Source organism: Cryobacterium sp. HLT2-28, assembly GCF_004402495.1.
In the GTDB taxonomy this organism is placed as follows: Bacteria; Actinomycetota; Actinomycetes; order Actinomycetales; family Microbacteriaceae; genus Cryobacterium; species Cryobacterium mannosilyticum.
Genome location: NZ_SOFH01000008.1, coordinates 153,818 through 176,359 on the forward strand (window position 1 = coordinate 153,818; position 22,542 = coordinate 176,359).

Genomic DNA, 22,542 nt, shown 5'->3' on the forward strand with positions numbered 1-22,542 from the left:
CACCTGAGTGAGGTCAGCTGCGACCGAGGCGGCGGCGCAGCAGGTCGATCCGTTTCTGCAACTGAGTGACGCTGGCCTGCGCGACCGCTGGACCGCCGCACTCGCGCCGGAGTTCGGCGTGCACCATGCCGTGCGGTTCACTGGCGAGTTTTGACCACATGCCGACCAGGCTGGCGAGCAGGGTGCGCTGTTCCTTCAGCGTGCGGTACAGCGGCGGCGGTTCCTCCGGCGTGATCTCACCGGTCACAGGGTCTTTGCGCCGGTCCGTCGACCGCTTGGCCTGGCGGGTCTGCCGTTGGCGGAGCAGTTCGGAGACCTGTTCCGGCTCGAGCAGGCCCGGGATTCCGATGAAGTCGAATTCCTCGTCGGTCCCGGGCTCGGCCAGCTCACCGAACTCGTCGCCGTTGAACATGACCATGTCGAAGGTGGCCTGCGAGTCGATGGCTTGCCAAAGGAACTCCTCGCCGAGCTCGTCGGAGCCCTTCTCCTCCTTGTTCGCGGCGGCGACCATGGCGTCTTCGGGGTTGTACATCCCGTCGTCACCGTCGTCGCGGTTGCTGCGGTCGAGGGCGTGGTCCCGCTCGAGTTCGAGCGCGTTGGCGAGGCTGAGCAGGCCCGGCACGTTCGGCAGGAAGATCGACGCGGTCTCACCGCGGCGCCTGGCCCGCACGAACCGGCCGATCGCCTGGGCGAAGAACAGCGGGGTGGACGCGCTCGTCGCGTAGACGCCCACGGCCAGCCGGGGCACGTCGACGCCCTCCGACACCATCCGCACGGCCACCATCCACCGCCGGGTGTTGTGCGAGAACTCGTCGATCCGGTCGCTGGATTCCTTCTCGTCGGAGAGCACGACCGTGACCGGCTCCCCCGAGATCTCCTCGAGGATGGTGGCGTAGGCGCGCGCCGTGGTCTGGTCGGTCGCGATGACGAGTCCGCCGGCGTCGGGGATGCCGTGGCGCACCTGGGTGAGCCGGGAGTCGGCCGCGCGCAGGACCGCCGGGATCCACTGCCCGGTGGGCTCGAGGGCGGTGCGCCAGGCCTGCGAGGTGATGTCCTTGGTGTTGCCCTCGCCGAGCTTCGCCTCCATCTCGTCGCCGGCCCTCGTGCGCCACTTCATGTGTCCGGCGTAGACCATGAACATGACAGGGCGCACCACGCCGTCCTCGAGGGCGCGGCCGTAGCCGTAGTTGTAGTCGCTCTGGGACAGCCGGATGCCGTGCTCGTCGGGCAGGTAGCTCACGAACGGGATCGGGGAGGTGTCGGAGCGGAACGGGGTGCCGGTCAGGGACAGCCGGCGGGTGGCCGGCTCGAAGGCCTCCCGGATCGCGTCGCCCCAACTCAGCGCGTCCCCGCCGTGGTGCACCTCGTCGAGGATGACCAGGGTGCGGCTGGACTGGGTCAGTTCACGGTGCAGGGCCGCTCGGCTGGCCACCTGGGCGTAGGTGACTGCGACGCCGTGGAAGTGGCTGCCGTAGCGCCCGTTCGCGTTCTTGAAGCTCGGGTCGAGCCGGATGCCCGCCCGGGCCGCGGCATCCGCCCACTGGCGCTTGAGGTGCTCGGTCGGGGCGACGACGGTGATCCGGTCGATCAGCCGCCTGGCCTTCAGCTCGGCCGCCAGCCGCAGGGCGAAGGTGGTCTTCCCGGCGCCCGGCGTGGCCGCGGCCAGGAAATCGCGCGGCTGGTGCACGAAATACGCTTCGAGAGCCTCGGCCTGCCAGGCCCGCAGCTTGTTCGCCGTGCCCCAGGCGGCGCGCTCAGGGAAGGACGGGGACAGGTGTTCGGCTGCACTCGTTCCCTGGATTGGTCCGAAGGCAGGCAAAGTAGTCACTCCCTAAAATCTAGCAAGGTGCGCCGACAGTTTGGTACGAGCGGGGACAATGGACGCATGACGACGCCGAAGCACCCGTGGTCCCGCTACGTCGCCGTCGGCGATTCCTTCACCGAGGGGGTGGGAGATCCGGAACCGGCCAGCCCCGGCGGGCACCGCGGCTGGGCCGACCGGGTAGCCGAGGTTCTCAGCCAGGGCACCGAGGATCTCGCCTACGCGAACCTCGCGGTCCGCGGGAAGCTGATCGGCCAGATCATCGACGAGCAGATCGAACCGGCTCTCACGCTGCACCCCGACCTGATCACGGTCTCCGCCGGCGGCAACGACGTGCTCCGGCCCGGCTCCTACCCTGACCTCATCGCCGCCCGGTGCGAAGAGGCCGTGAGCCGGCTCGCCGCCGGCGGCGCGACCATCGCGCTGTTCCCGTGGGTGCTCCGGCGGATCCGGCACCAGTCCTCCGGCGACCACGTGCTGCCCAAGCGTCCTGAGGCAGGGCCGTTCAGCCGTACCCCGGCGTAACGGACCGGCCGGCCCGGTTCCTACTTCTCGGCGGCGGCCAGTTCTCCGGGATGGCTGAACCGCCACTCGGGGCCAGGGTCGCTGATGGTCTTGTCAAGCACGAGGGGCACACTGATGGTCTTGCCGCCCACGGCGAAGTCGACCGCGCCGACCGTGTCGCCGGCGTCACCGAGGGTGATCGGACGGGCCGTGGCCGCGGCGGTGACCGGCGTGTCCGACCAGACGAGAACGGATGCCGCCTTCGCGGCGACCGCGCGGCTCTCCTGACCCCACTTGGTGTCGTAAGAGGCGTACGCGGCGCCCTTGCCGGTCAGGGTGACTTCCCGGAACCCGGGCTTCACGCTCTCGATCAGTGCGGAGATGGAGGCGTTGAGTTCAGTGTGGTCCGTGCCGCCGAGCACGACGCCGACCAGGGTGATTATCTCGGAGCCGACGGCGAATTCCGCGGAGAAGAGCAGGCAGGCCCCGGCCTCGTCGGTGGTGCCGGTTTTCAAACCGGTGACGCCGTGCTTGCCGAGGAGCTTGTTGGTGTTGGTGACGGTGCCGATGGTGGGCAGGTCGGCGGTGCGTTCGGACACGATCGAGGCGAGGGCCGGGTCGGCGACGACGAGTTTGCCGATCTCGATCAGGTCGGACGGGCTGCTCTTGCTGCCCGGGGAGAGTCCGCTCGTGTCCGTTACGTCCGTGTGCTCCAGGCCGTGCGCGGCAAGCCAGTCGTGTGCCGCGGCCAGGTAGGCATCGACCGAGCCGAAGGCCCAGACCGCGAGGGAGATGCTGTAGTTGTTCGCCGAGGGAAGCAGCATGGCCTCCATGGTCTGGCGCTGGCTGAGGACCATCCCGGCGGAGACGGGGGCGACGGACCCGTTCTCGGCGATCACGTCGTAGTAGATGTCGACGTCCTTGTCGGTGAAGGTGATCTCGGGTCCGGCCTCCTTGCCGGTGAGGGGCTTCTTGTCGAGCACGACGAGCGAGGTGATCATCTTGGTGATGCTCGCGATCGGCACGGTGCCCTGCTCTCCGCCGGAGCCGAGCACCCCGTCGTAGCCGACCGCGCCGATGGCGCCCGAGCCTTCGCCCGGCCAGGTCAGCTGGGCTGCGGGCTGGGTCAGCGCGGCCGGCTGGCTGAGGCTCGCGGCGACCTCGGGGACCGGGGCCAGGCCGGTGCCGGCGAGGTAGCCGACGCCGCCCAGGACGACCGCGAGTACCCCGATCGCGGCGAGGCGACGACGGCGGAAGGTTTGGCGTCGGGTCAGCGGCATCCGTCAATTCTACCGTCGGCCGGCGCCGGGACGCGCAGGGCGTACAGGGCGACGGCGCTGGCGGAGGCGACGTTGAGCGAATCGACGCCGTGCAGCATCGGGATCGTGACGACCGTGTCGGCGGCGGAGATGGCCAGGGCGCTGAGCCCGTCGCCCTCGGTGCCGAGGATGAGGGCGAGGCGCTCCGGCGGGTCCGCGGCGAACCGGTCCAGGCTCACCGCAACGTCCGACAGGGCCAGGGCGGCGAGGTGGAAGCCGGCGGCGTGAAGCAGCGGTGCGGCCTCACCCCACTCGGGCAGTCGCGTCCACGGCACCTGCAGCACGGTTCCCATGCTGACCCTGACGCTGCGCCGGTAGAGCGGATCGGCGCAGCGCGGGGTGATCAGCACCGCGTCGGCGCCGAGTCCCGCGACCGAGCGGAAGATCGCCCCGACGTTGGTGTGATCGACGATGTCCTCGAGGATGACGATGCGCCGGGCATCCCGGATCAGGTCGGCGACCGCGGCCAGGGGCGGGCGGTGCATCGCGGCCAGGGCACCCCGGTGCAGGTTGTACCCGGTCAGCTTCTCGAGGACGGCCGCCTCGCCGACGTAGACGGGCACGTCGGGCCACTCCGCCAGTAACGGGAGCACATCGGGCAGCCACTGCTCCTGGACGAGCACGGAACGCGGCTGGTGCCCGGCCGCCAGAGCCCGCACGATGACCTTGCTGGACTCGGCGATATAGAGGCCCCCCGCCGGTTCGGCGACACGCCGCAGCGCGACATCCGTCAGCCGGGCGTAGTCGGCAAGACCGGGCAGGTCGAGGTCGGTGATGTGAACGATCTGCACAGCGATGGCGCCTTTCGAGGGAATGAGCGACTCCAGCCTGTCAGGTCCGACAGCCGGATCCGTCACCCACACCAAAACCCGCGAGTTTAGACTCGGAGGGACAGAGGATGGAGCACCATGACCACCGAGACGATTCCGGTCTCCGACGCGGTCGCCGCCGAGGCACTGGACACCGTCGCGGAACTGCTGCGCGGCAAGCAGACCGCCGTGCTCACCGGCGCCGGGATGAGCACCGATTCCGGCATCCCCGACTACCGGGGCAAGGGCGCGCCGGTGCGCACCCCGATGAATTTCCAGACCTTCGTTGGGGACGAGCGGGCGCGGAAACGCTACTGGGCGGGCAGCCACTTCGGCTGGCATCGGTTCCGCGCGGCCGAACCGAACCTCGGCCACCGGTCCCTGGCGCGGCTCGAGCAGCATGGCGCGATCTCCGGGGTGATCACGCAGAACGTCGACGGCCTGCACACGAGGGCCGGGTCCCGGCACGTCGTCGACCTGCACGGGTCGATGGACCTGGTCGTCTGCCTCGCCTGCGGCCAGGCGTTCGGCCGGGACAGCGTCGCGGCCCGCCTCGAGAAGGACAATCCGTTCCTCGGCGTACCCGATGCCGTGCGGGTGGCGCCCGACGGGGACGCCGAAGTCGCCGACGTGGAGAGCTTCGTCATCCCCGCCTGCACCGTCTGCGGTGGCATGCTCAAGCCCAACGTCGTCTTCTTCGGGGAGCTGGTGCCGACCGTCAAGTTCACCGAGGCGACCGCCCTCGTGGCCGGAGCTGAGGCCCTCGTCATCGCCGGGTCCTCCCTGGTGGTGAATTCGGGCATCCGCCTGCTTGAACAGGCCAGGCGTCGCAAACTACCGATCGTCGTCATCAACCGCGGAGTCACCAAGGGAGACGGCCGGGCGTTGATTAAGCTGGAGGCCGGGACGTCGGAGACTCTCGCGGGCCTCGCGGCCCGTCTGGTCGGCTGACCCCCGGTCCATGCGGATGACGAAACGGCGGCAATGACCAGACTCTCGATAGTGCGCCACGGGCAGACCGAGTGGAACCTGCGCACCAGGATCCAGGGCAGCACGGATATCCCGCTCAATTCGACCGGACGGGCCCAGGCCGCGGAGACGGGCCTGCGGCTGCGCAGCCGGCACTGGGACGCGATCGTGACGAGCCCGCTCGACCGGGCGCACGAGACGGCGCGGATCATCGCCGGTGAGCTCGAACTGGCGCAGCCGGAGGTGGTCGAGGCGCTCACCGAACGTCACCACGGCCAGATCGAGGGGCTCACGTTCGCCGAACGGCAGTCCCGCTTCCCCAATGGGGTCGCCGTGCCCGGACTGGAGACGCGCCAGGAGGTGCTGGACCGGGTGCTGACGGCGCTCGGCCTTGTCGCCGCGGCCCGGCCCGGCCAGTCCGTGCTCGTCGTCTGTCACGGCGGCGTGATCGGCACCCTGATCCGCGACAGCACCGGCGGTGAACGGCCCCGCCACGACGAGATCATCGCCAATGGGTCGGTGCACGACTTCGTCTGGCACGACGGCCGGCTGCAGCTCGAGTACTTCGATGCGACCGTACGCACCCTCGCCGAGAACACGCACTACACCGGCTGAGGCCCCGAAACCCGCTCAGTGCGGCGCGGCGCGGCAGTGATCAGCTCCAGGAGCCTGCGGGCCGAATCCGCCCAGGTGAACCGGGCCGCCGTGGCGACGGAGAGCCGTGAACGTTCGGCCCACTCCCCCGGCCGGTCGAGCCGGGTGATCGCCGCGGCGAGGGCGTCCGGGCTGGCCGGGTCGAAGTACAGCGCCGCGTCTCCCCCGATCTCGCGGAAGATGGGGATGTCGCTGACCACGACCGGGATCCCCTGGCTCATCGCCTCGACCAGCGGAATCCCGAAGCCCTCGTCCAGGGAGGCGGTCACCAGCGCCGTCGCGCTGCGGAGCACCGCCGAGTACTCTGTGTCGCTGGCACCGTCGTGGAAGACCAGCCTCGCCTGGGGGGCGAGCTCGGTGAGGCGGGCGCGTTCGGACTCGCCGACCCGGCTCATCAGGTGCAGTTCGTGCCCCGGCAGCCCGGCCACGGCGCGAACGAGCGTGTCGACGTTCTTGTAGGGCATGAACGAGCCCATGTAGACGAGCCGACCCGTTTCGGGCGTCGTGCGCTGCACAGGAGCCGCACTGAGCGCGCCGGCCGCGTTGGGAACCACGGTGACGGGCCGGTGGGTGAGGTGGTGGTCCCGGATCAGGTCGCGGGTGGTCGCCGAGACCGTCACGATGGCGTCGGCCCGGTTCAGGAGCAGCCGTTGCGGCCACCAGGCCAGGTGGTACAGGCGCCAGAGCAGGCGGACCGCGGCCGGGAAGTCGCGCGGCGGGGTGCGGTTGCGGTAGTAGATCAGGTCGTGCACGGTGAGGATCAGCCGGTACCGGCGGCCCCAGGACCCCATGGTCTGCATGGGGCTGAACACGACGTCGGGATGCAGCCGGTTGACCTGGCGGGCGACGAGCGGTTCACGGATGCTGGTGGGGCCGCTCACGAGCTGCCAGGGCAGGGCCGGCAGGAGGGCGAGCTGCCGGTGGTCGCTGATCAGCATGATCACGGGGTGCAACTTGCCCAATTCGGTGACCAGGCCCGCGGTGTACCGGCTGATGCCGTCGTGCCGGTCGAACCGGGTGTACCGGCAGTCGAAGACGATCTTCATTCCGGAGACTCCTGGGCGAGGAAACGGCGGATCTCATCCGCGGCCTGGGCGGGAACCTCATAGTGGATCAGGTGGCCGACATCGGGGATCACCCGCAGGCTCGCGTTCGGGAAGAGCGCCTGCAGCCGGTGCTGGGCCGCCACGGGGGTGATGTCGTCCTTGTCGGCGGCGACGAGCAGGGTGGGCTGCGGGATGGCGGCGGCGAATTCGCTGACGTCGGAGCCGACCGATGCGGTGAACGCCTCGAGCACGACCGAACGGTCGGCGAACGCGGAGAAGTACCGGTCGTGCTGGTTGTGGATCCAGCGGCGGAGGTCCCGGTCGCCGGTCTTGGCCATCGTGATGCTCATCACCCGCACGATCACGCGGTTGCGGAGCAGGGCGAAACCGAGCCGCTCGGGCAGTTTCGCCGCCGCCCAGTAGTAGAACACGGCCAGCCGGGTCAGGATGCCGCGCGGCCCGGAGAGCGCGGGCGCGGCGATCGGGTTGACCAGCACGACCTCGTCGGCGGTGAGGCCGCCCGCGATTGCGGCGGCCACGATGATCGAGCCGAACGAGTGCCCGAGGATGACCGTGCGCCCCGGGATCGCCAGGACGTCGACGAGTTCGGACAACCAGCGGCCGTAGCCGGCGATGTCGTGCCGGATCGGGGTCAGCGGTCCCGATTCGCCGAAGCCGGGCAGGTCCGGGGAGATGATCCGGAAGCCGGGGAGCTGTGCGACGACGGGCTCCAGGCCGTGGTGGTCGCCGCGGAACCCGTGCACCATCACGATCGTGGTGGCCGCTGCCGGATCGCCGTACTCCCAGTACCGGGTGTCGCTTCCGAGCACGGCCACGGTGTGCACGGTCACGGGAATCCGGGCGAGCAGTTCGTCATACGGCGAAGGAACGTTCATCAGACCCAGTTTAGGGCTGACTCTCCGATCGGGCTGGACAGACCCGGCACCGGTGAATCTAGACTCGTGCTGTTCCCGTCGATCAGAGCCCGGGGCCGGAAGGAATCCTGTGAGCTTCACCGCACCCATCCAGCTTCCCGGTCTCACCCTCGATCCGCGCTGGTATCGCCGCGCCGTCTTCTACGAGGTCATGGTCAGGTCATTCGTCGACAGCAATGCCGACGGCTCCGGCGATCTCGCCGGCCTTATCTCCAAGCTCGACTACCTGCAATGGCTGGGCATCGACGCTCTCTGGATTCCGCCGTTCTTCTCCTCCCCGCTGAAGGACGGCGGCTACGACGTGTCGGACTACCGCTCGATCCTGCCGGAGTTCGGCACGCTCGAGGAGTTCAAGGAGCTGGTCACGAAGGCCCACGAGCGCAATATGCGCATCGTCATCGACCTGCCGCTGAACCACACCTCCGACCAGCACGACTGGTTCCAGCAGTCCAGGGACAACCCGGACGGGCCGTACGGCGACTACTACGTGTGGAGCGACAGCGACGACAAGTACCCGGACATCCGGATCATCTTCACCGACACCGAGGAGTCCAACTGGGCCTTCGACTCCGCCCGGCGGCAGTTCTACTTCCACCGGTTCTTCTCCCACCAGCCGGACCTCAACTTCGAGAATCCGGCCGTGCACGAGGCGATCCACGAGGTCGTCCGGTTCTGGCTCGACCTCGGCGTCGACGGGTTCAGGCTCGACGCGATTCCGTACCTGTACGAGTCGGAGGAAGGAAACGGTGAGGGCGAACCTCCCACCCACGAGTTCGTCCGGAGACTGCGGATGCTGGTGGACCGGGATTACCCGGGACGGATCATGATCGCGGAGGCGAACCAGTGGCCGCGCGAGGTGGCGGCGTTCTTCGGCACCGACGCGGAGCCGGAATGCCACATGGCCTTCGACTTCCCGGTGATGCCGCGCATCTTCTATTCCCTGCGCTCCCAGCGGGCCGACGAACTCGTGCGCGTCTTGTCGGAGACGACGGACATCCCCGAGTCGGCGGGCTGGGCCGTCTTCCTCCGCAACCACGACGAGCTGACGCTGGAGATGGTCAGCGAGGAATACCGCCAGGCCATGTACGGCTGGTACGCCTACGACCCACGGATGCGCGCGAACATCGGCATCCGCCGCAGGCTCGCCCCACTGCTGGACAACTCCCGGCGCGAACTGGAGCTCGCCCACGCCCTCTTGTTCGCCCTGCCCGGCAGCCCGTTCCTGTACTACGGCGACGAGATCGGGATGGGCGACAACATCTGGCTGCCCGACCGGGACAGCTCACGCACGCCGATGCAGTGGACGCCCGACCGGAACGCCGGATTCTCCGCCGCCGACCCGGGCAAGCTCTACCTGCCGCTCGTGCAGTCGCTGGTCTACAACTACACCCAGACGAACGTGGAATCCCATCTGGCCCAGTCGGGGTCGCTGCTGCACTGGATCCGCAACGTCATCCATGTGCACAAGCTCCACCCGACATTCGGCCTGGGCATGATCCGGGTGCTGGCCACCGACCACGAGTCCGTGCTCGCGTTCACCCGTGAATACGCCGGGTCCGGCACGAATTTCGGCGACCAGCCGGAGACGGTCCTCTGCGTGTTCAGCTTCTCGCACAACCCGATCGCGTTCCGGATCGACGACCCAGACCTGGCCGGCACGCGCCTCTACGACATCTTCGGCGGTGCGGTGTTCCCGAGCTTCGATGACGCGGGCGTGCTCACCCTGGCGCTCGGGGCGCAAAGCTTCTACTGGCTACACTGCGGGTAGCGGCTGCCCGGCGGGTGGTAGTGATTGCTCGGCGGCCGGCAGTGACGGTGGTCGCCCGTAGGCTGTGCCCATGAGCAATTGGAGCGACACCCTGGCCGTATTCGACCTCGAGACCACCGGCATCGACGTGGAGACGAGCCGGATCGTCTCGGCGACCGTGGCCGTCATCGACCGGGCCGGGGAGGTGCTCGAGCGGGTGGACTGGCTGCTCGACCCCGGCATCGAGATCCCGGCTCAGGCCACGAATGTGCACGGCATCACGACCGAGTACGCGGCGGAGAACGGGCGTGAGGCCGCCGAAGGGGTTGCCGAGATCGTGGCGACCATCCGCGAGCACCTCGGCCGCGGCCTTCCCCTGGTGGCCTACAACGCGCCCTACGACCTCACTCTGCTCAATCGGGAGTCGCTGCGCCACGGCGTCTCTCCGCTGGTGGCGCCGTCGCCGGTCGTCGACCCGCTCGTGATCGACAAGGCGGTCGACCGCTACCGCAAGGGCAAGCGCACCCTGGAGGTGACCAGCGCGTTCTACGGCGTTGCCCTCGATGACGCGCACGATTCCGGCGCGGATGCGATCGCGGCCGGCCGGGTCGCGCAGGCGATTGCGCGCTCCCACGCGGCCAAGCTCCCGGTCACCGTCTCCGAACTGCATGACCTGCAGGCGAAGTGGTCGCTCGAGCAGGCCGAGAGCTTCCAGGCCTACATGCGCCGCGAACGCGACCCGGAGTTCGTCGCATCCGGCGGCTGGCCGGAGCGCTGACCGGGGCCGCTGACCCGGACGGCTCAGAATAGAAAAGGCGACCAGCCTTGGCTGGTCGCCTTCACTATTGCGTCGCGGCGAGTCGCCGCGAGGCTGGGGGGGCGGCTGGCTACTTGCCGAAGCCCTTGTACCGCGAGTTGAACTTCTCGACCCGTCCGGCGGAGTCCATGATGCGCTGCTTACCGGTGTAGAACGGGTGCGACTCGGAGGAGATTTCCACGTCGATGACCGGGTAGGTGGCGCCGTCTTCCCAGTCGATGGTCTTGGAGCTGGAGACCGTCGAACGGGTAAGGAACGTCGCACCCGACGCGAGGTCGCGGAAAACCACGGGAGCGTACGTGGGGTGAATGTCAGACTTCATGAAGACTTCCTTATTGCTGTTCGATTGGTGAGGTGCGCTTCGATGGCGAGAACAGTCTCGTCAGGTGCGGCAGAAAAGCTAGCTGGTCGTAGGACCGACTGTCGAGTTTAGCAGAACCAGGCCACGGCGGCGGCCATTCCGTCGGGGTTCGGGCTGGTCAGGCCGCACGGGCGCTGAAGCGCCCGTCGGTTTCGCGCAGTTCGATCGGCAGCCCGAACGCTTCGGTGAGGGCCTCGGCAGTGAGGGCCTCGGCGAGGGGGCCTGCGCTGACCACCCGGCCGGCGGACAGGAGCAGCACGTGGGTGAACCCGACCGGGATCTCTTCGACGTGGTGGGTGACCATGATGATGGCCGGTGACTTCGGTTCGCTCGCGAAGCCGCCGAGCAGGCGAAGCAGTTCTTCACGGGCGCCGAGGTCGAGGCTGGCCGCCGGTTCGTCCAGGAGCAGAACCTCGGGATCGGTCATGATCGACCGCGCGATCTGCACGCGCTTCTGTTCGCCGTCGCTGAGCGTGCCGAACTTCCGGTCCGCGAGGTGGTCGAGTCGCCATTCGGCGAGGACGCGCTGGGCGCGGCGCTCGTCGATCGTCTCGTACTCCTCATTCCACCGCCCCGTCACCGAGTAGGCGGCCGTCATGACGACGTCGAGGACCTTCTCGGTGGCAGGAACCTTGCGGGCCATCGCGGTGGATGCGAAACCGATCCGGGGGCGAAGCTCGAACAGGTCCGTCCCGCCGATCGGCTCTTCGAGCACTTCGGCCCGACCGCTCGACGGGTGCATCAGGGCGGCCGCGATCTGCAGCAGCGTGGTCTTGCCTGCGCCGTTCGGGCCGAGGATCACCCAGCGCTGATTGTCTTCAACACTCCAATTCACTGAGTCGAGGATGGTTGTGCCAGCCCGGACGACGGAGACGTCGGTGAAGTGAAGAACGTTGACCATACAGCCATGTTATCTGCCGTCGCCGGGCGCCGGGCACGCCCCGGCCGGTGCTAGAGCAGGGAGGCGTAGATCTCCCGGGTGCGGGTGGCGATCTGGCTCCAACTGAACATTTCCTCCGCGCGGACCCGTCCGGCGCGGCCCATCCGCGCCGCGAGTCCGGGATCGGACAGCACCTCGGTCAGGGTCCTCGCCAGGTCGGCGACGAACCGGTCAGGGTCGATCGGCGTGCCGGTGCCGTCGGTTGCCTGGTCGATCGGCACGAGGCGGCCGGTGACGCCGTCGGCGACGACCTCGGGGATGCCGCCGGTGGCGGTTCCGACGACGGGCAGCCCGCAGGCCATCGCCTCGAGGTTGACGATGCCGAGCGGCTCGTACACCGACGGGCAGACGAAGACAGTTCCAGCGGTGAGTACGGCCGCGAGCTCGTGCTGCGGGAGCAGCCGGTCGATCCAGACGACGCCGGTGCGCTCGCGCTGCAGGGCTTCGACCCCCGCGGTGACCTCGGCGAGGATCCCGGGAGTGTCGGGTGCGCCGGCGCAGAGGACCAGCTGCACGTCGGCGGGGAGGGCCGCGGCCGCGCGCAGCAGGTACGGCAGGCCCTTCTGACGTGTGATCCGGCCCACGAAGACCACGGCGGGCCGGTCGGGGTCGATGCCGAGGGCTCGCACGATGTCATGGTCGACGGTGGGCCTCCACCGGTCGAGGTCGATGCCGTTGTAGACCGTCTGCACCCGGGCCTCGTCGAGCGACGGGTAGCTGCGGAGGATGTCGCGGCGCATGCCGTCGCTGACGGCGATCACGGCATCCGCGCCCTCGAACGCGGTGCGTTCGATCCAGCTGGACACCCGGTAGCCGCCGCCCAGTTGTTCGGCCTTCCACGGCCGGAGCGGTTCGAGGCTGTGCGCGGTCACGACGTGCGGCACGCCGTGGAGCAGCTTGGCGATGTGGCCGGCCCCGTTCGCGTACCAGGTGTGGGAGTGCACGATGTCGGCGCCCTGCACGTCCTGGGCCATCTGCAGGTCGACGCCCAGGGTGGCCAGCGTGGCATTCGCGTCTTTGAGCTGGGCGGGGACGCCGTAGGCGAACGTGTCGGCGGCGTCACGTGGCGCACCGAAGCATCGAACGACGACGTCGATGTCCGTGCGCAGGGCGCGCACGAGCTCGGCGACGTGCACGCCGGCTCCGCCATAAATCTCCGGGGGGTACTCCTTGGTCAACAGATCCACTCGCATGCAGTAAAGCTAGCGCAGCCCGACCCAGGACACACCCATCCGTGCTGGTCCAGTGCTCCGGATAGCCCTACTGTAAGGGTATGGAGTCGAAGAAGATCTTTGGAATCGTGCTTGCCGGCGGCGAGGGAAAACGGCTGATGCCGTTGACCGAGGACCGCGCGAAGCCGGCAGTGCCGTTCGGCGGCCACTACCGGTTGATTGACTTCGCGCTGTCCAATCTCATCAACTCCGGGCTCACCCAGATCGTGGTGCTCACCCAGTACAAGTCGCACAGCCTGGACCGCCACGTTTCGCAGACCTGGCATGTCTCCGGCGGCCTGTTCAACTCTTATATCGCCTCGGTGCCCGCCCAGCAGCGGCTCGGCAAACGCTGGTTCAGCGGCTCGGCCGACGCGATCCTGCAGAGCCTGAACCTGATCCACGACGAGAAGCCGGACATCGTCGTCGTCGTCGGCGCCGACCACGTCTACCGCATGGACTTCAGCCAGATGATCGCCGCCCACATCGCCTCCGGGGCGCAGGCCACCGTCGCCGCGATCCGGCAGCCGATCGAACTCGCCGACCAGTTCGGCGTCATCGAGGTCGACGCGGCCACGCCGGACCACATCCGGGACTTCCGTGAGAAGCCCAAGGATGCCGTCGGCCTCGCCGATGCCCCGCACGAGGTGTTCGCCTCGATGGGCAACTATGTCTTCAACGCCGACGCGCTGATCGAGGCCGTTCTCCGCGACGGCGAGCGCACCGATTCCAGCCACGACATGGGCGGCGACATCATCCCGGACTTCGTGTCCCGCGGCGAAGCAGGCGTGTACGACCTGCAGCGCAACGTGGTGCCGGGGTCGACCGACCGCGACCGGTACTACTGGCGCGATGTGGGAACGATGGATTCGTTCTTCGAGGCCCACCAGGACCTGATCAGCGCGCTTCCCGTCTTCAATCTCTACAACCAGAAGTGGCCGATCTTCAGCCAGCAGCTGAACTCGCCGCCGGCGAAGTTCGTCCGGGACGTGCACGGCGCCCTCGGCACCATGATCGACTCGATCGTCTCCCTCGGTTGCGTCATCTCCGGGGCGCACATCGAACGCAGTGTGCTCGGCCCGTGGGCCGCGATCGACTCCGGCGCCCAGGTGGTGGACTCGATCGTCTTCGACCGGGTGCAGATCAAGCCGGGCGCGATCGTGCGCCGGGCGATCCTCGACAAGGACGTCATCGTCGGTGCCGGCGCCCAGATCGGCGTCGACCGCGACCGCGACCTGGCCCGGGGTTTCAGCGTCACCGATTCCGGCATCACCGTGGTCGGCAAGGGCGTGCACGTACAGCCGTGACCGATCCCGTTCGATTCCTCGTTGTCCTTGATGCCGATTCCACCCTCATCGAAAACGAGGTCATCGAGTTGCTGGCGGATGCCGCCGGTTCCCTCGAACTCGTCGCGGCGGTCACCGAACAGGCCATGCGCGGTGAGATCGACTTCGCCGAGAGCCTCCGGGCGCGGGTGAAGACCCTGGCCGGGCTGTCCACCGGGGTCTTCGAGGAGGTCGGACGGTTGATCCGGCCGACGCCGGGGGTGCACGACCTGATCGCGGGCCTGCACGCCCACGGCTGCAGCGTCGGGGTGGTGTCCGGGGGTTTCCATGAGGTCCTCGACCCTCTCGCCGCCCGGTTCGGCCTCGACCACTGGCGGGCGAACCGGCTGGAGGCAATCGACGGCCGGTTGACCGGCGGCCTGGTCGGTCCGATCATCGATGCCAGGGCCAAGGCGGCCGCCCTCACGGAGTGGGCCGCGGCCGAGTCGCTGCCCCTCCGGCAGACCGTCGCCGTCGGGGACGGCGCGAACGACCTGCTGATGATGCACGCGGCAGGCCTGGGCATCGCCTTCAACGCGAAACCCGTGGTGCGGGCCCGGGCCGACCTGGCGATCGACGTCTGCGACCTCAGCCAGGTGCTGCCCGTGCTCGGCCTGCGCGGTTAGTGTCCCATGCCCAATCCGCCGTCGACGGGGATGACCGCGCCGGAGATGTAGGCGGCATCGTCGCCGGCCAGCCACGTCACCACCCGGGCGACCTCGCCGGGGGTGGCGAAACGACCGGCCGGGATGCTCTTCTTGTAGTCGGCCTGTTGGGTCTCGGACAGTTGCGCGGTCATGTCGGTCTCGATGAAGCCGGGCGCGACGACGTTCGCCGTGATCCCCCTGGCCCCGAGTTCCCGGGTGACGGACCGGGCGAGCCCGATCAGGCCGCTTTTGGACGCGGAGTAGTTTACCTGCCCGGCGGAACCGTACAGGCCGACGACACTGGAAATCAGCACGATCCGGCCGAAGCGGCCCTTGAGCATCCCCTTGGATGCCCTCTTCACAACCCGGAACGCGCCGCTGAGGTTGGTGTCGATCACGGAGGTGAAGTCGTCCTCGGTCATCCGCATCAGCAGGGTGTCGCGGGTGATGCCCGCGTTGGCGACGACGACCTCGACCGGGCCGAGCGCGGCCTCGATCTCGCTGAACGCGGCGTCGATCGACGCGGCGTCGGTGACGTCCGCGCGCACGGTCAGGCTGCCCTCCGGCCCCTGGCCCGAGCGGGCGGTCACCGCCACCCGGTGTCCCTGCTTGACGAATTCCTCGGCGATGGAGAAGCCGATTCCTCGGTTTCCCCCGGTCACGAGAACGGTCCGGACAGTCGTCATGGGGTGGTCCAATCTTTTCCCAGCGAACGGACAGCCGCGCGCACGTAGATTTCAGTTTACGACGTCCTTGTCGGTCGACGAGACGTAGGCTTATCAGGCGGATCTTTAGCCGGCTGACCGGAGCGATGGCATTCATGAAACAGCAGTCGATCACCTCTTTACCTCCGTCACCGGAGGCGGAGCGACGCGCCCGGATGATCAAGTATTCGGTGGCCATGGGCATTCGGATGATCTGCATCGTGCTCATGCTGTTCGTGCACGGCTGGTGGCTGCTCGTCTGCGCCGCCGGGGCCATCCTCCTGCCCTACTTCGCCGTCGTCGTGGCCAACGTGCACGGTGGCGCCCAGGCGGGCACAGTGGTTCGGCCCGGCGCGATCGAGGTCTACCGCAAGCCGGACGAGAGCGGCCCGCAGTGATCGGACTCGGCACCGACCTGGAGACGGCGACCTGCTCCCGGGCCGGCTGCCGCTCGGATGCGATCTGGCGACTGGACTGGCGCAATCCCCGCATCCACACGGGCGACCGGTTCAAGACCTGGCTCGCCTGCGACCTCCACGTCGACTACCTCAGGGAGTTCCTGGCGGCGCGCGACTTCCCGCTCACGGTTGCACCCCTGTCTGCCGAGACGGACCAGGCGTGATCGGCTGGAAGTTCGCGTTCACCCGGCGCTGGGCCGGCTACCTCGCGCTCACCATCCTCTTCGCCGCGATCTGTGCGGGACTGGGAACCTGGCAGCTCGCCCGCCGGGCCGAGGCCCTGGCCGAGATCGTCAAGGTGGACGCCAACTTCGACTCCGAGCCGATCCCGCTGGAGCAGGCTCTGCCCGACCGCCAGTCCTTCGCCGAGTCCCAGAAATGGCTGCCCGTCGTAATCACCGGGACCTATCTGAAGGCCGACGAACTGATCGTGCGGAACCGTCCGCTCAACATCCACCCCGGCTTCGAGGTGCTCACGCCGCTTCGCCTGACGGACGGCACCGTCTTCATCGTCGATCGCGGCTGGCTGCCGACCGGCGACACCCCGGAGGCGCCGGCGTCGGTCCCCGAGGCGCCCGACGGCGAGGTGACCGTCGTCGCCCGGCTGAAGGCCGGCGAACCCTCCCTGGCCGGTCGTTCGGCGCTCGGGAACCAGATCGCCACGATCAACCTCACCGAGGTGCAGGGCCGACTCGGCCTCCCGACCTACACCGGCGCCTACGGCCTGATGAAGTCGGAGGACCCGGCGCCGGGAGAACGCCCGGTGGCGGTCACCCGGCCGGCGCGGGACGAGGGCCCGCACCTGTCCTACGCGTTCCAGTGGTTCGTCTTCGCGCTGCTCGCGTTCGTCGGACTGGGCTGGGCCATTCGCCAGGAGTTCCGGTCGGTCAACGCCGACGACCCGCAGGAACGCGCCCGGGCCCTCGAACGGGCCAGACGGCAGGCCGCGAAGCCGCGCAGCGACGCCGAGGTCGAGGACGACCTGATCGACTCCCCGCGCTGATCCTGCCTGGCACGCACGGCATCCGGCTCAGGATGCCATGCGCCCGGCAGGTCAGGCCAGGGTGATCAGGCCAGGGTGATCAGGTCGAGGTAGTCCTTGTTCCAGTGGTCCTCAGTGCCCTCGGGCATGATCAGGACCCGCTCGGGGTTGAGGGCTTCGACGGCCCCCTCATCGTGGCTGACGAGCACCACAGCACCGCTGTAGTGGGCGAGGGCGTCAAGGATCTCCTCACGGCTGGCCGGGTCCAGGTTGTTGGTCGGTTCGTCCAGGAGCAGCACGTTGGCGCCGGACACGACGATCATGGCGAGGGCGAGCCTGGTCTTCTCTCCACCGGAGAGCACCCCGGCCGGCTTGTGCGAATCGTCGCCGGTGAACAGGAACGAGCCGAGGACCCGCCGTGCCTCCATCTCGGTGATGTTGGGCGAGGAGGAGACCATGTTCTCGAGCACACTGCGCTTGACGTCGATCGTCTCATGTTCCTGCGCGTAGTAGCCGATCCGCAGGCCATGGCCGGGTTCGATCCGTCCGGTGTCCGGTTTGTCCACGCCGGCGAGCATGCGCAGCAGAGTGGTCTTGCCGGCGCCGTTGAGGCCGAGGATGACAACCTTGGAGCCGCGGTCGATGGCGAGGTCCACGGCAGCGAAGATTTCCAGCGAACCGTAGCTCTTGGACAGATCGGTCGCCATCAACGGAGTGCGGCCGCACGGCGCGGGCTCGGGGAACCGCAGCTTGGCGACGCGGTCCACCGCGCGCACGGCGTCGAGTCCGGACAACAGCTTCTCAGCGCGGGCCACCATCTGGTGGGCGGCCGCGGCCTTGCTTGCTTTGGCACCGAACTTGGCGGCCTGCAACTGCAGCGTGGACGCCTTCTTCTCGGCGTTGGCGCGTTCCTTCTTGCGGCGGTCCGCGTCGGCGACGCGCTGGCGCTGGTAGTTCTTCCAGTTCATGTTGTAGATGTCGATGACCATGCGGTTGGCATCGAGGTAGAAGACCCGGTTGACGGTGTCACCGACAAGTTCGATGTCGTGGCTGATGATGATGCAACCGCCGCGGTAGCTCTTGACGAACTCCCGCAGCCAGACGACGGAGTCGGCGTCGAGGTGGTTGGTCGGTTCGTCGAGGATCATCGTCTCGGCGGCCGAGAACAGGATCCGCGCGAGTTCGATCCGGCGCCGCTGACCACCGGAAAGGGTCTTCAGCTGCTGGTCCAGGATGCGGTCGGGAAGGTTGAGGTTGCTGGCGATCGACGCGGCCTCCGCCTCGGCCGCATACCCGCCGAGCGCGTTGAACTGGTCGGTGAGCGTTCCGTAGGTGCGCATCGCCTTCGCCGCGACCTTGGGATCGGTGCTTCCCATGTCGAGTCCGGCCTGGTTCAGCCCCAGGGAGATCGTGCCGAGGCCGCGGGCGTCGAGGATCCGGGTGCGGGCGAGCATCTCCGGGTCACCGGAGCGGGGGTCCTGGGGCAGGTAGCCGATTTCACCGGACCGGTCGATCTGGCCCTTGGTCGGCACGGTCTCCCCCGCCAACGTCTTCGTCAGGGTGGTCTTGCCCGCGCCGTTTCGGCCGACCAGACCGATCTTGTCGCCGGCGGAGACCCGGAAACTGACGTCTTCCATGAGCACGCGCGCCCCAACTCGGATCTCGAGATTTTGCACACTGAGCACAGCAATAGTCCGTTCACGGGGGTTGTGGGAGTCTCCGGCCCAACCGGGCCAGCTATCCAGTATATTTGTTCGCCCGTCTCCGCGCGCGCGCGAAGCTAAGACAGCGCCGCGGAGAGCGTTTTTTCGACCCAGTCCCGGTAGGCCGCGCCGGACCAGCCGAGATCGAGAACCAACGACCGGTACACCTGCGGGTGCCCGATCGCCCAGATCGCGGCCGCAGCCTCGTGGTCGCTCAGGCCCGCTCGCAGACCGCGGAGTCCGCGCAGCGTGGACGCGGCCTCGCCATAGTGGTAGAGGCGCTGTGACGAGCGCCGCAGTTCGAGTTTCGCCACGTCCGGGTCGACGCCCGCGGCCTGAAGGATCACCCGGTGCACGCCCGCGGTGCGGGTGTTCGCCTCGACGATCCCCGCCGCAAGGATGCGGATGACCTCGCCCGCCGACCGGGCGGGCGCCGCCGGTCCCGGTCCGGCAGCGGCGACAAGACCCGGTGCCTCCGTGGCGGCGGTGCGATCGAGCACCGCCGCGAGCAGGTCGGCCTTGCCGCCGACGGAGTTGTAGACGGTCTGCACTGCGACACCGGCGTTCGCCGCGATCGCGGCGATCGACGTCGGAATGTACCCGCGTTCGAGCATCAGCCGCTGGGCGGCCTCGACGATCACCTCTCGGGTGGCCGCGCCCTGCCTCGTGCGCCGCGTTGCCGGTGAATCAGGCGAATTCTCCATGACATTAGAATAGCATTCCACTCACTGGAATGGCGATCCAATACGCATCTTTGGAGGTCACTGCCTCGAGGCGTCGGCCCCCGGACGACAGAACGGATGTCCGTGCAGCCAGGCTGCGCGGACATCCGTTGTGTGTGCACTCCGCGCCGCCGGCCGGGGCGGGAGGCCGTGCGCTAGATCGAGAAGCCGAGGGCGCGCATCATGTCGCGCCCGTCGTCGGTGATCTTCTCCGGGCCCCACGGCGGCATCCAGACCCAGTTGATGCGGAACTGGTCGACGACGCCGTCCAGCGCCTCGGCGGTCTGTTCTTCGAGCACGTCGGTCAGTGGGCAGCCCGCGGAGGTCAGTGTCATGTGGATGATGAGAGCGTCGTTCTCGTCGTCCCAGCCCAGGTCGTAGATCAGGCCGAGGTCGACGACGTTGATGCCCAGCTCGGGGTCCATGACGTCTTTGAGCGCTTCTTCGATTTCGTCGAATCGCGCCGGTGTCAGCGATGAAACCATGCTTTTAGCCTACGTTCGATTCGGTCAGAAAGCGATCGTAGCCCTCGTCCTCGAGCCGGTCGGCGAGTTCGGGGCCGCCCTGTTCGGCAATCCGTCCGTCCACGAACACGTGCACGAAGTCGGGCGTGATGTAACGCAGGATGCGGGTGTAGTGCGTGATCAGGAGCAGTCCGAGGCCGGTGTTCTCCTTGGCCCGGTTGACGCCCTCCGACACGATCTTGAGCGCGTCGACGTCGAGACCGGAGTCGGTCTCGTCGAGGATGGCGAACTTCGGCTTGAGCAGTTCGAGCTGGAGGATCTCGTTGCGCTTCTTCTCGCCGCCCGAAAAGCCCTCGTTGACGTTGCGCTCGGCGAAGCTCTTGTCCATCCGAAGGCGCGCCATCGACTCGCGGACGTCCTTGATCCAGGTGCGGATGGCCGGGGCCTCTCCGTCGATCGCGGTCTTGGCGGTGCGGAGGAAGTTCGTGACGGTGACGCCGGGGATCTCGACCGGGTACTGCATGGCCAGGAAAAGGCCGGCCCGGGCGCGCTGGTCCACGGTCATGGTGGTGACCTCTTCGCCGTCGAGCAGGATCGAGCCACTGTCGACCTTGTACTTGGGGTGGCCGGCGATCGTGTACGCGAGGGTCGATTTGCCCGAGCCGTTGGGGCCCATGATGGCGTGGATTTCGCCCTCTTTGATGGTCAGGTCGACCCCGCGCAGGATCTGCTTGGTGCCCTGGTCGGTCTCGACGCTGACGTGCAGGTCTTTGATCTCAAGAACAGACATGGATTCGCTATCTCTTTCATTCTCCGGCACTGGGACCGGTACGTTGGGGTGGCTGGTGGCCACTGGGTCGGAACTCGACCAGGTCAGACGGGCACGATGACGGACGGGTCGATGTAGACATCGCCGTCGATCAGGTCGACCTTGAAGACCGGTACCGGTTCGTAGGCCGGCAGGTTCAGGGGCTTGCCCGTTTTGAGGGAGAACTTGGAACCGTGGGCCCAGCATTCGACGGTGTCGTCTTCGACGAATCCCTCGGACAGGGAGATGTCCCCGTGCGTGCAGGTGTCGCCGATGGCGAACACGTCCCCGGCTGCGTCGCGGACGACCACGATGGGCACCCCGTCGATTTCGACCTTGACGGCCTCATTCGGTTCGAGCTCGTCGAACGCGCAGATTTTCGTGGACGCCATGGTTACTTTTCCTCTGTTCCGCGGAGTTCCGCTTCGATCGCTGCCTGGAGCCGGTCCTCGAGTGGTTTGGACCCGATTTGCTGCACGATTTCGCTGAGGAAGCCGCGCACGACGAGCCGGCGGGCCTCATCCTCGGTGATGCCGCGGGACTGCAGGTAGAAGAGCTGCTCGTCGTCGAAGCGTCCGGTTGCGCTGGCGTGGCCGGCACCCTTGATGTCGCCGGTCTCGATCTCCAGGTTCGGGATCGAGTCGGCGCGGGTACCTTCGGTCAGCACGAGGTTGCGGTTCTGCTCGTAGCTGTCGGTGCCGGCCGCCGTGCGGCCGATCAGCACGTCGCCGATCCAGACGGTGCGTGCGCCCGTGCCCTGCAGCGCGCCCTTGTAGGTCACCCGGCTGCGGCTGTTCGGCGCGTCGTGGTTCACGTAGACCTGCTGTTCGAGGTGCTGCCCGGCGTCGGCGAAGTAGAGCCCGAGGAGTTCCGTGTCAGAGCCGGGTCCGGCCAGGCGCACGGACGGGTTGACCCGCACGATGCTGCCGCCGAGCGACACCACGATGTGCTTGAGGCGCGCGTCGCGTCCGATCGAGGCGAAGTGGTTGGCCAGGTGCACCGCACCGTCGTTCCATTCCTGGAGGGTCACCACGGTGAGGTTCGCAGACTCGCCGAGGATGATCTCGACGTTCTCGGTGAGGCGCGCGTCCCCGACGTTCTCGAGGATCACGACCGCCTGGCTGAACGGCTTGGCTTCGATGATGGTGTGCGCGCCGCGAGGCGCGGAGCCGAGGTGGGCACGGGTGACCGTGATCTCCTTCGCCTCCTCGCCGCCGACCGTGATCGCCAGGGCCTGGTCGAAACTGCTCCAGGCGTTGGCGGCGGCGCGTTCCTCCGGCGCTCCGGCGGTGCCGATCCGGGAATCATCCCGGTCGACCCAGACGACGGTGATGTCGGCGGCCGGGGTGGACTCCACAGGGTAGACGGAACCGTCCAGGTCACCGCCCGTGAGGTCGGTGAACTTGGCGACCGGCGAGAGCTTCCAGACGGCCTCGCGCCCGGTCACCGGCGCGAAGTCCGCGACGTTGACGCTCTTGAAACGGTCGGATCGGGTCTGGACCGGCACGAAACCGAACCGCCCGTCCGAGTGTTCCTTGATTCCGTGCTGCTCTTCGGTGGGCATTGCTTCGGTTGTTGGCACCGTGGGGGTCACT

Annotated in this window: 25 protein-coding genes; 10 read left to right on the forward strand and 15 right to left on the reverse strand. The window is 68.1% G+C overall.

Features of this window, described 5'->3' with window-relative positions:
* Positions 1–13: 13 nt before the first annotated feature.
* A complete protein-coding gene (locus E3O48_RS03780; RefSeq protein WP_134506544.1) occupies positions 14–1,828 on the reverse strand; it encodes a DEAD/DEAH box helicase in 1,815 nt (604 codons plus the stop codon).
* A gap of 57 nt (positions 1,829–1,885) precedes the next feature.
* Here E3O48_RS03780 and E3O48_RS03785 point away from each other — a divergent pair, with 57 nt between their 5' ends.
* Positions 1,886–2,347, forward strand: coding sequence for an SGNH/GDSL hydrolase family protein (locus E3O48_RS03785; protein ID WP_134537364.1), 462 nt, complete (start codon positions 1,886–1,888; stop codon positions 2,345–2,347).
* 20 nt (positions 2,348–2,367) lie between these two features.
* Here the strand turns inward: E3O48_RS03785 and E3O48_RS03790 are convergent, their stop codons facing one another.
* Positions 2,368–3,606, reverse strand: coding sequence for a D-alanyl-D-alanine carboxypeptidase family protein (locus E3O48_RS03790; RefSeq protein ID WP_134537365.1), 1,239 nt, complete (start codon positions 3,604–3,606; stop codon positions 2,368–2,370).
* Complete coding sequence (locus E3O48_RS03795; RefSeq protein WP_134537366.1) at positions 3,597–4,436, reverse strand: RNA methyltransferase; 840 nt, start codon at positions 4,434–4,436, stop codon at positions 3,597–3,599. Before E3O48_RS03795 ends, E3O48_RS03790 begins: the two co-directional genes overlap by 10 nt.
* Before the next feature lie 117 nt (positions 4,437–4,553).
* Here E3O48_RS03795 and E3O48_RS03800 point away from each other — a divergent pair, with 117 nt between their 5' ends.
* Positions 4,554–5,405, forward strand: coding sequence for a Sir2 family NAD-dependent protein deacetylase (locus tag E3O48_RS03800; RefSeq protein WP_134537367.1), 852 nt, complete (start codon positions 4,554–4,556; stop codon positions 5,403–5,405).
* A 33-nt stretch (positions 5,406–5,438) separates the two neighbouring features.
* A complete protein-coding gene (locus E3O48_RS03805) occupies positions 5,439–6,038 on the forward strand; it encodes a histidine phosphatase family protein (RefSeq protein ID WP_134537368.1) in 600 nt (199 codons plus the stop codon).
* On the opposite strand, the gene E3O48_RS03810 is transcribed toward E3O48_RS03805, so the two are convergent.
* A complete protein-coding gene (locus E3O48_RS03810) occupies positions 6,026–7,123 on the reverse strand; it encodes a glycosyltransferase family 1 protein (RefSeq protein ID WP_134537369.1) in 1,098 nt (365 codons plus the stop codon). The two genes, E3O48_RS03805 and E3O48_RS03810, sit on opposite strands and share 13 nt — an antisense overlap.
* Positions 7,120–8,019, reverse strand: coding sequence for an alpha/beta fold hydrolase (locus E3O48_RS03815; RefSeq protein WP_134506566.1), 900 nt, complete (start codon positions 8,017–8,019; stop codon positions 7,120–7,122). The genes E3O48_RS03810 and E3O48_RS03815 overlap by 4 nt, the downstream gene beginning before the upstream one ends.
* Before the next feature lie 109 nt (positions 8,020–8,128).
* Between E3O48_RS03815 and treS the strand changes: the two genes are divergently transcribed.
* Together treS and E3O48_RS03825 are read left to right on the forward strand one after the other, a co-directional pair.
* On the forward strand, positions 8,129–9,826 hold the full coding sequence (gene treS / locus E3O48_RS03820; RefSeq protein WP_134537370.1) for a maltose alpha-D-glucosyltransferase: 1,698 nt from the start codon (positions 8,129–8,131) through the stop codon (positions 9,824–9,826).
* Between the two features lie 70 nt (positions 9,827–9,896).
* Positions 9,897–10,583: a 3'-5' exonuclease gene (locus E3O48_RS03825; RefSeq protein WP_134506570.1), complete on the forward strand. Its 687-nt coding sequence runs from the start codon at positions 9,897–9,899 to the stop codon at positions 10,581–10,583.
* Between the two features lie 109 nt (positions 10,584–10,692).
* Here E3O48_RS03825 and E3O48_RS03830 read toward each other — a convergent pair whose 3' ends face one another.
* From E3O48_RS03830 to glgA, 3 genes are all read right to left on the reverse strand, one after another.
* Positions 10,693–10,944: a type B 50S ribosomal protein L31 gene (locus E3O48_RS03830; RefSeq protein ID WP_134506572.1), complete on the reverse strand. Its 252-nt coding sequence runs from the start codon at positions 10,942–10,944 to the stop codon at positions 10,693–10,695.
* A 157-nt stretch (positions 10,945–11,101) separates the two neighbouring features.
* Entirely contained in the window at positions 11,102–11,884 is a 783-nt protein-coding gene (locus E3O48_RS03835; RefSeq protein ID WP_134506574.1) for an ABC transporter ATP-binding protein, read from the reverse strand.
* Between the two features lie 50 nt (positions 11,885–11,934).
* On the reverse strand, positions 11,935–13,116 hold the full coding sequence (glgA, locus tag E3O48_RS03840; RefSeq protein ID WP_134537371.1) for a glycogen synthase: 1,182 nt from the start codon (positions 13,114–13,116) through the stop codon (positions 11,935–11,937).
* Between the two features lie 80 nt (positions 13,117–13,196).
* Here glgA and glgC point away from each other — a divergent pair, with 80 nt between their 5' ends.
* Positions 13,197–14,441 (forward strand): glucose-1-phosphate adenylyltransferase, encoded by a 1,245-nt coding sequence (glgC, locus tag E3O48_RS03845; RefSeq protein WP_134506578.1) that lies wholly within the window; start codon positions 13,197–13,199, stop codon positions 14,439–14,441.
* The gene (serB, locus tag E3O48_RS03850; protein ID WP_134537372.1) at positions 14,438–15,085 is read left to right on the forward strand and encodes a phosphoserine phosphatase SerB; all 648 of its coding nucleotides are present in this window, start codon (positions 14,438–14,440) and stop codon (positions 15,083–15,085) included. The genes glgC and serB overlap by 4 nt, the downstream gene beginning before the upstream one ends.
* On the opposite strand, the gene fabG is transcribed toward serB, so the two are convergent.
* Positions 15,082–15,792, reverse strand: coding sequence for a 3-oxoacyl-ACP reductase FabG (gene fabG, locus E3O48_RS03855; RefSeq protein ID WP_134537373.1), 711 nt, complete (start codon positions 15,790–15,792; stop codon positions 15,082–15,084). The genes serB and fabG overlap by 4 nt on opposite strands.
* Positions 15,793–15,917: 125 nt before the next feature.
* Between fabG and E3O48_RS03860 the strand changes: the two genes are divergently transcribed.
* The 3 genes from E3O48_RS03860 to E3O48_RS03870 are packed head-to-tail and all read left to right on the forward strand — an operon-like array spanning position 15,918 to position 17,271.
* Positions 15,918–16,208, forward strand: a complete 291-nt coding sequence (locus tag E3O48_RS03860) for a DUF3099 domain-containing protein (RefSeq protein ID WP_241974483.1) — start codon at positions 15,918–15,920, stop codon at positions 16,206–16,208.
* Positions 16,205–16,432, forward strand: coding sequence for a hypothetical protein (locus E3O48_RS03865; protein WP_134537374.1), 228 nt, complete (start codon positions 16,205–16,207; stop codon positions 16,430–16,432). Before E3O48_RS03860 ends, E3O48_RS03865 begins: the two co-directional genes overlap by 4 nt.
* Positions 16,429–17,271 carry an SURF1 family protein gene (locus E3O48_RS03870; protein ID WP_134537375.1) on the forward strand — a complete coding sequence of 281 codons (843 nt, stop codon included), beginning with the start codon at positions 16,429–16,431 and terminating at the stop codon, positions 17,269–17,271. The genes E3O48_RS03865 and E3O48_RS03870 overlap by 4 nt, the downstream gene beginning before the upstream one ends.
* Before the next feature lie 65 nt (positions 17,272–17,336).
* Here the strand turns inward: E3O48_RS03870 and E3O48_RS03875 are convergent, their stop codons facing one another.
* From E3O48_RS03875 to sufD, 6 genes are all read right to left on the reverse strand, one after another.
* Positions 17,337–18,935: an ABC-F family ATP-binding cassette domain-containing protein gene (locus E3O48_RS03875; RefSeq protein WP_134506588.1), complete on the reverse strand. Its 1,599-nt coding sequence runs from the start codon at positions 18,933–18,935 to the stop codon at positions 17,337–17,339.
* A 95-nt stretch (positions 18,936–19,030) separates the two neighbouring features.
* Complete coding sequence (locus tag E3O48_RS03880; RefSeq protein WP_134537376.1) at positions 19,031–19,657, reverse strand: TetR/AcrR family transcriptional regulator; 627 nt, start codon at positions 19,655–19,657, stop codon at positions 19,031–19,033.
* A 173-nt stretch (positions 19,658–19,830) separates the two neighbouring features.
* Complete coding sequence (locus tag E3O48_RS03885) at positions 19,831–20,160, reverse strand: metal-sulfur cluster assembly factor (RefSeq protein ID WP_134506592.1); 330 nt, start codon at positions 20,158–20,160, stop codon at positions 19,831–19,833.
* A gap of 4 nt (positions 20,161–20,164) precedes the next feature.
* Positions 20,165–20,929 carry a Fe-S cluster assembly ATPase SufC gene (gene sufC / locus E3O48_RS03890; protein ID WP_134506594.1) on the reverse strand — a complete coding sequence of 255 codons (765 nt, stop codon included), beginning with the start codon at positions 20,927–20,929 and terminating at the stop codon, positions 20,165–20,167.
* 83 nt (positions 20,930–21,012) lie between these two features.
* Positions 21,013–21,339 (reverse strand): non-heme iron oxygenase ferredoxin subunit, encoded by a 327-nt coding sequence (locus E3O48_RS03895; protein ID WP_134506595.1) that lies wholly within the window; start codon positions 21,337–21,339, stop codon positions 21,013–21,015.
* Between the two features lie 2 nt (positions 21,340–21,341).
* Positions 21,342–22,511, reverse strand: coding sequence for a Fe-S cluster assembly protein SufD (gene sufD / locus E3O48_RS03900; protein WP_134537377.1), 1,170 nt, complete (start codon positions 22,509–22,511; stop codon positions 21,342–21,344).
* Positions 22,512–22,542: the final 31 nt, after the last annotated feature.

Bases quoted from the DNA above. Each gene is read 5' to 3' on its own strand.
- E3O48_RS03790 (WP_134537365.1), bottom strand. From the start codon at position 3,606: ATGCCGCTGACCCGACGCCAAACCTTCCGCCGTCGTCGCCTCGCCGCG.
- E3O48_RS03860 (WP_241974483.1), top strand. From the start codon at position 15,918: ATGGCATTCATGAAACAGCAGTCGATCACCTCTTTACCTCCGTCACCG.
- E3O48_RS03785 (WP_134537364.1), top strand. From the start codon at position 1,886: ATGACGACGCCGAAGCACCCGTGGTCCCGCTACGTCGCCGTCGGCGAT.
- E3O48_RS03805 (WP_134537368.1), top strand. From the start codon at position 5,439: ATGACCAGACTCTCGATAGTGCGCCACGGGCAGACCGAGTGGAACCTG.
- glgA (WP_134537371.1), bottom strand. From the start codon at position 13,116: ATGCGAGTGGATCTGTTGACCAAGGAGTACCCCCCGGAGATTTATGGC.
- E3O48_RS03880 (WP_134537376.1), bottom strand. From the start codon at position 19,657: ATGGAGAATTCGCCTGATTCACCGGCAACGCGGCGCACGAGGCAGGGC.
- sufC (WP_134506594.1), bottom strand. From the start codon at position 20,929: ATGTCTGTTCTTGAGATCAAAGACCTGCACGTCAGCGTCGAGACCGAC.
- E3O48_RS03835 (WP_134506574.1), bottom strand. From the start codon at position 11,884: ATGGTCAACGTTCTTCACTTCACCGACGTCTCCGTCGTCCGGGCTGGC.
- E3O48_RS03895 (WP_134506595.1), bottom strand. From the start codon at position 21,339: ATGGCGTCCACGAAAATCTGCGCGTTCGACGAGCTCGAACCGAATGAG.
- E3O48_RS03825 (WP_134506570.1), top strand. From the start codon at position 9,897: ATGAGCAATTGGAGCGACACCCTGGCCGTATTCGACCTCGAGACCACC.
- E3O48_RS03800 (WP_134537367.1), top strand. From the start codon at position 4,554: ATGACCACCGAGACGATTCCGGTCTCCGACGCGGTCGCCGCCGAGGCA.
- E3O48_RS03885 (WP_134506592.1), bottom strand. From the start codon at position 20,160: ATGGTTTCATCGCTGACACCGGCGCGATTCGACGAAATCGAAGAAGCG.
- E3O48_RS03810 (WP_134537369.1), bottom strand. From the start codon at position 7,123: ATGAAGATCGTCTTCGACTGCCGGTACACCCGGTTCGACCGGCACGAC.
- fabG (WP_134537373.1), bottom strand. From the start codon at position 15,792: ATGACGACTGTCCGGACCGTTCTCGTGACCGGGGGAAACCGAGGAATC.
- glgC (WP_134506578.1), top strand. From the start codon at position 13,197: ATGGAGTCGAAGAAGATCTTTGGAATCGTGCTTGCCGGCGGCGAGGGA.
- E3O48_RS03830 (WP_134506572.1), bottom strand. From the start codon at position 10,944: ATGAAGTCTGACATTCACCCCACGTACGCTCCCGTGGTTTTCCGCGAC.
- E3O48_RS03815 (WP_134506566.1), bottom strand. From the start codon at position 8,019: ATGAACGTTCCTTCGCCGTATGACGAACTGCTCGCCCGGATTCCCGTG.
- sufD (WP_134537377.1), bottom strand. From the start codon at position 22,511: ATGCCCACCGAAGAGCAGCACGGAATCAAGGAACACTCGGACGGGCGG.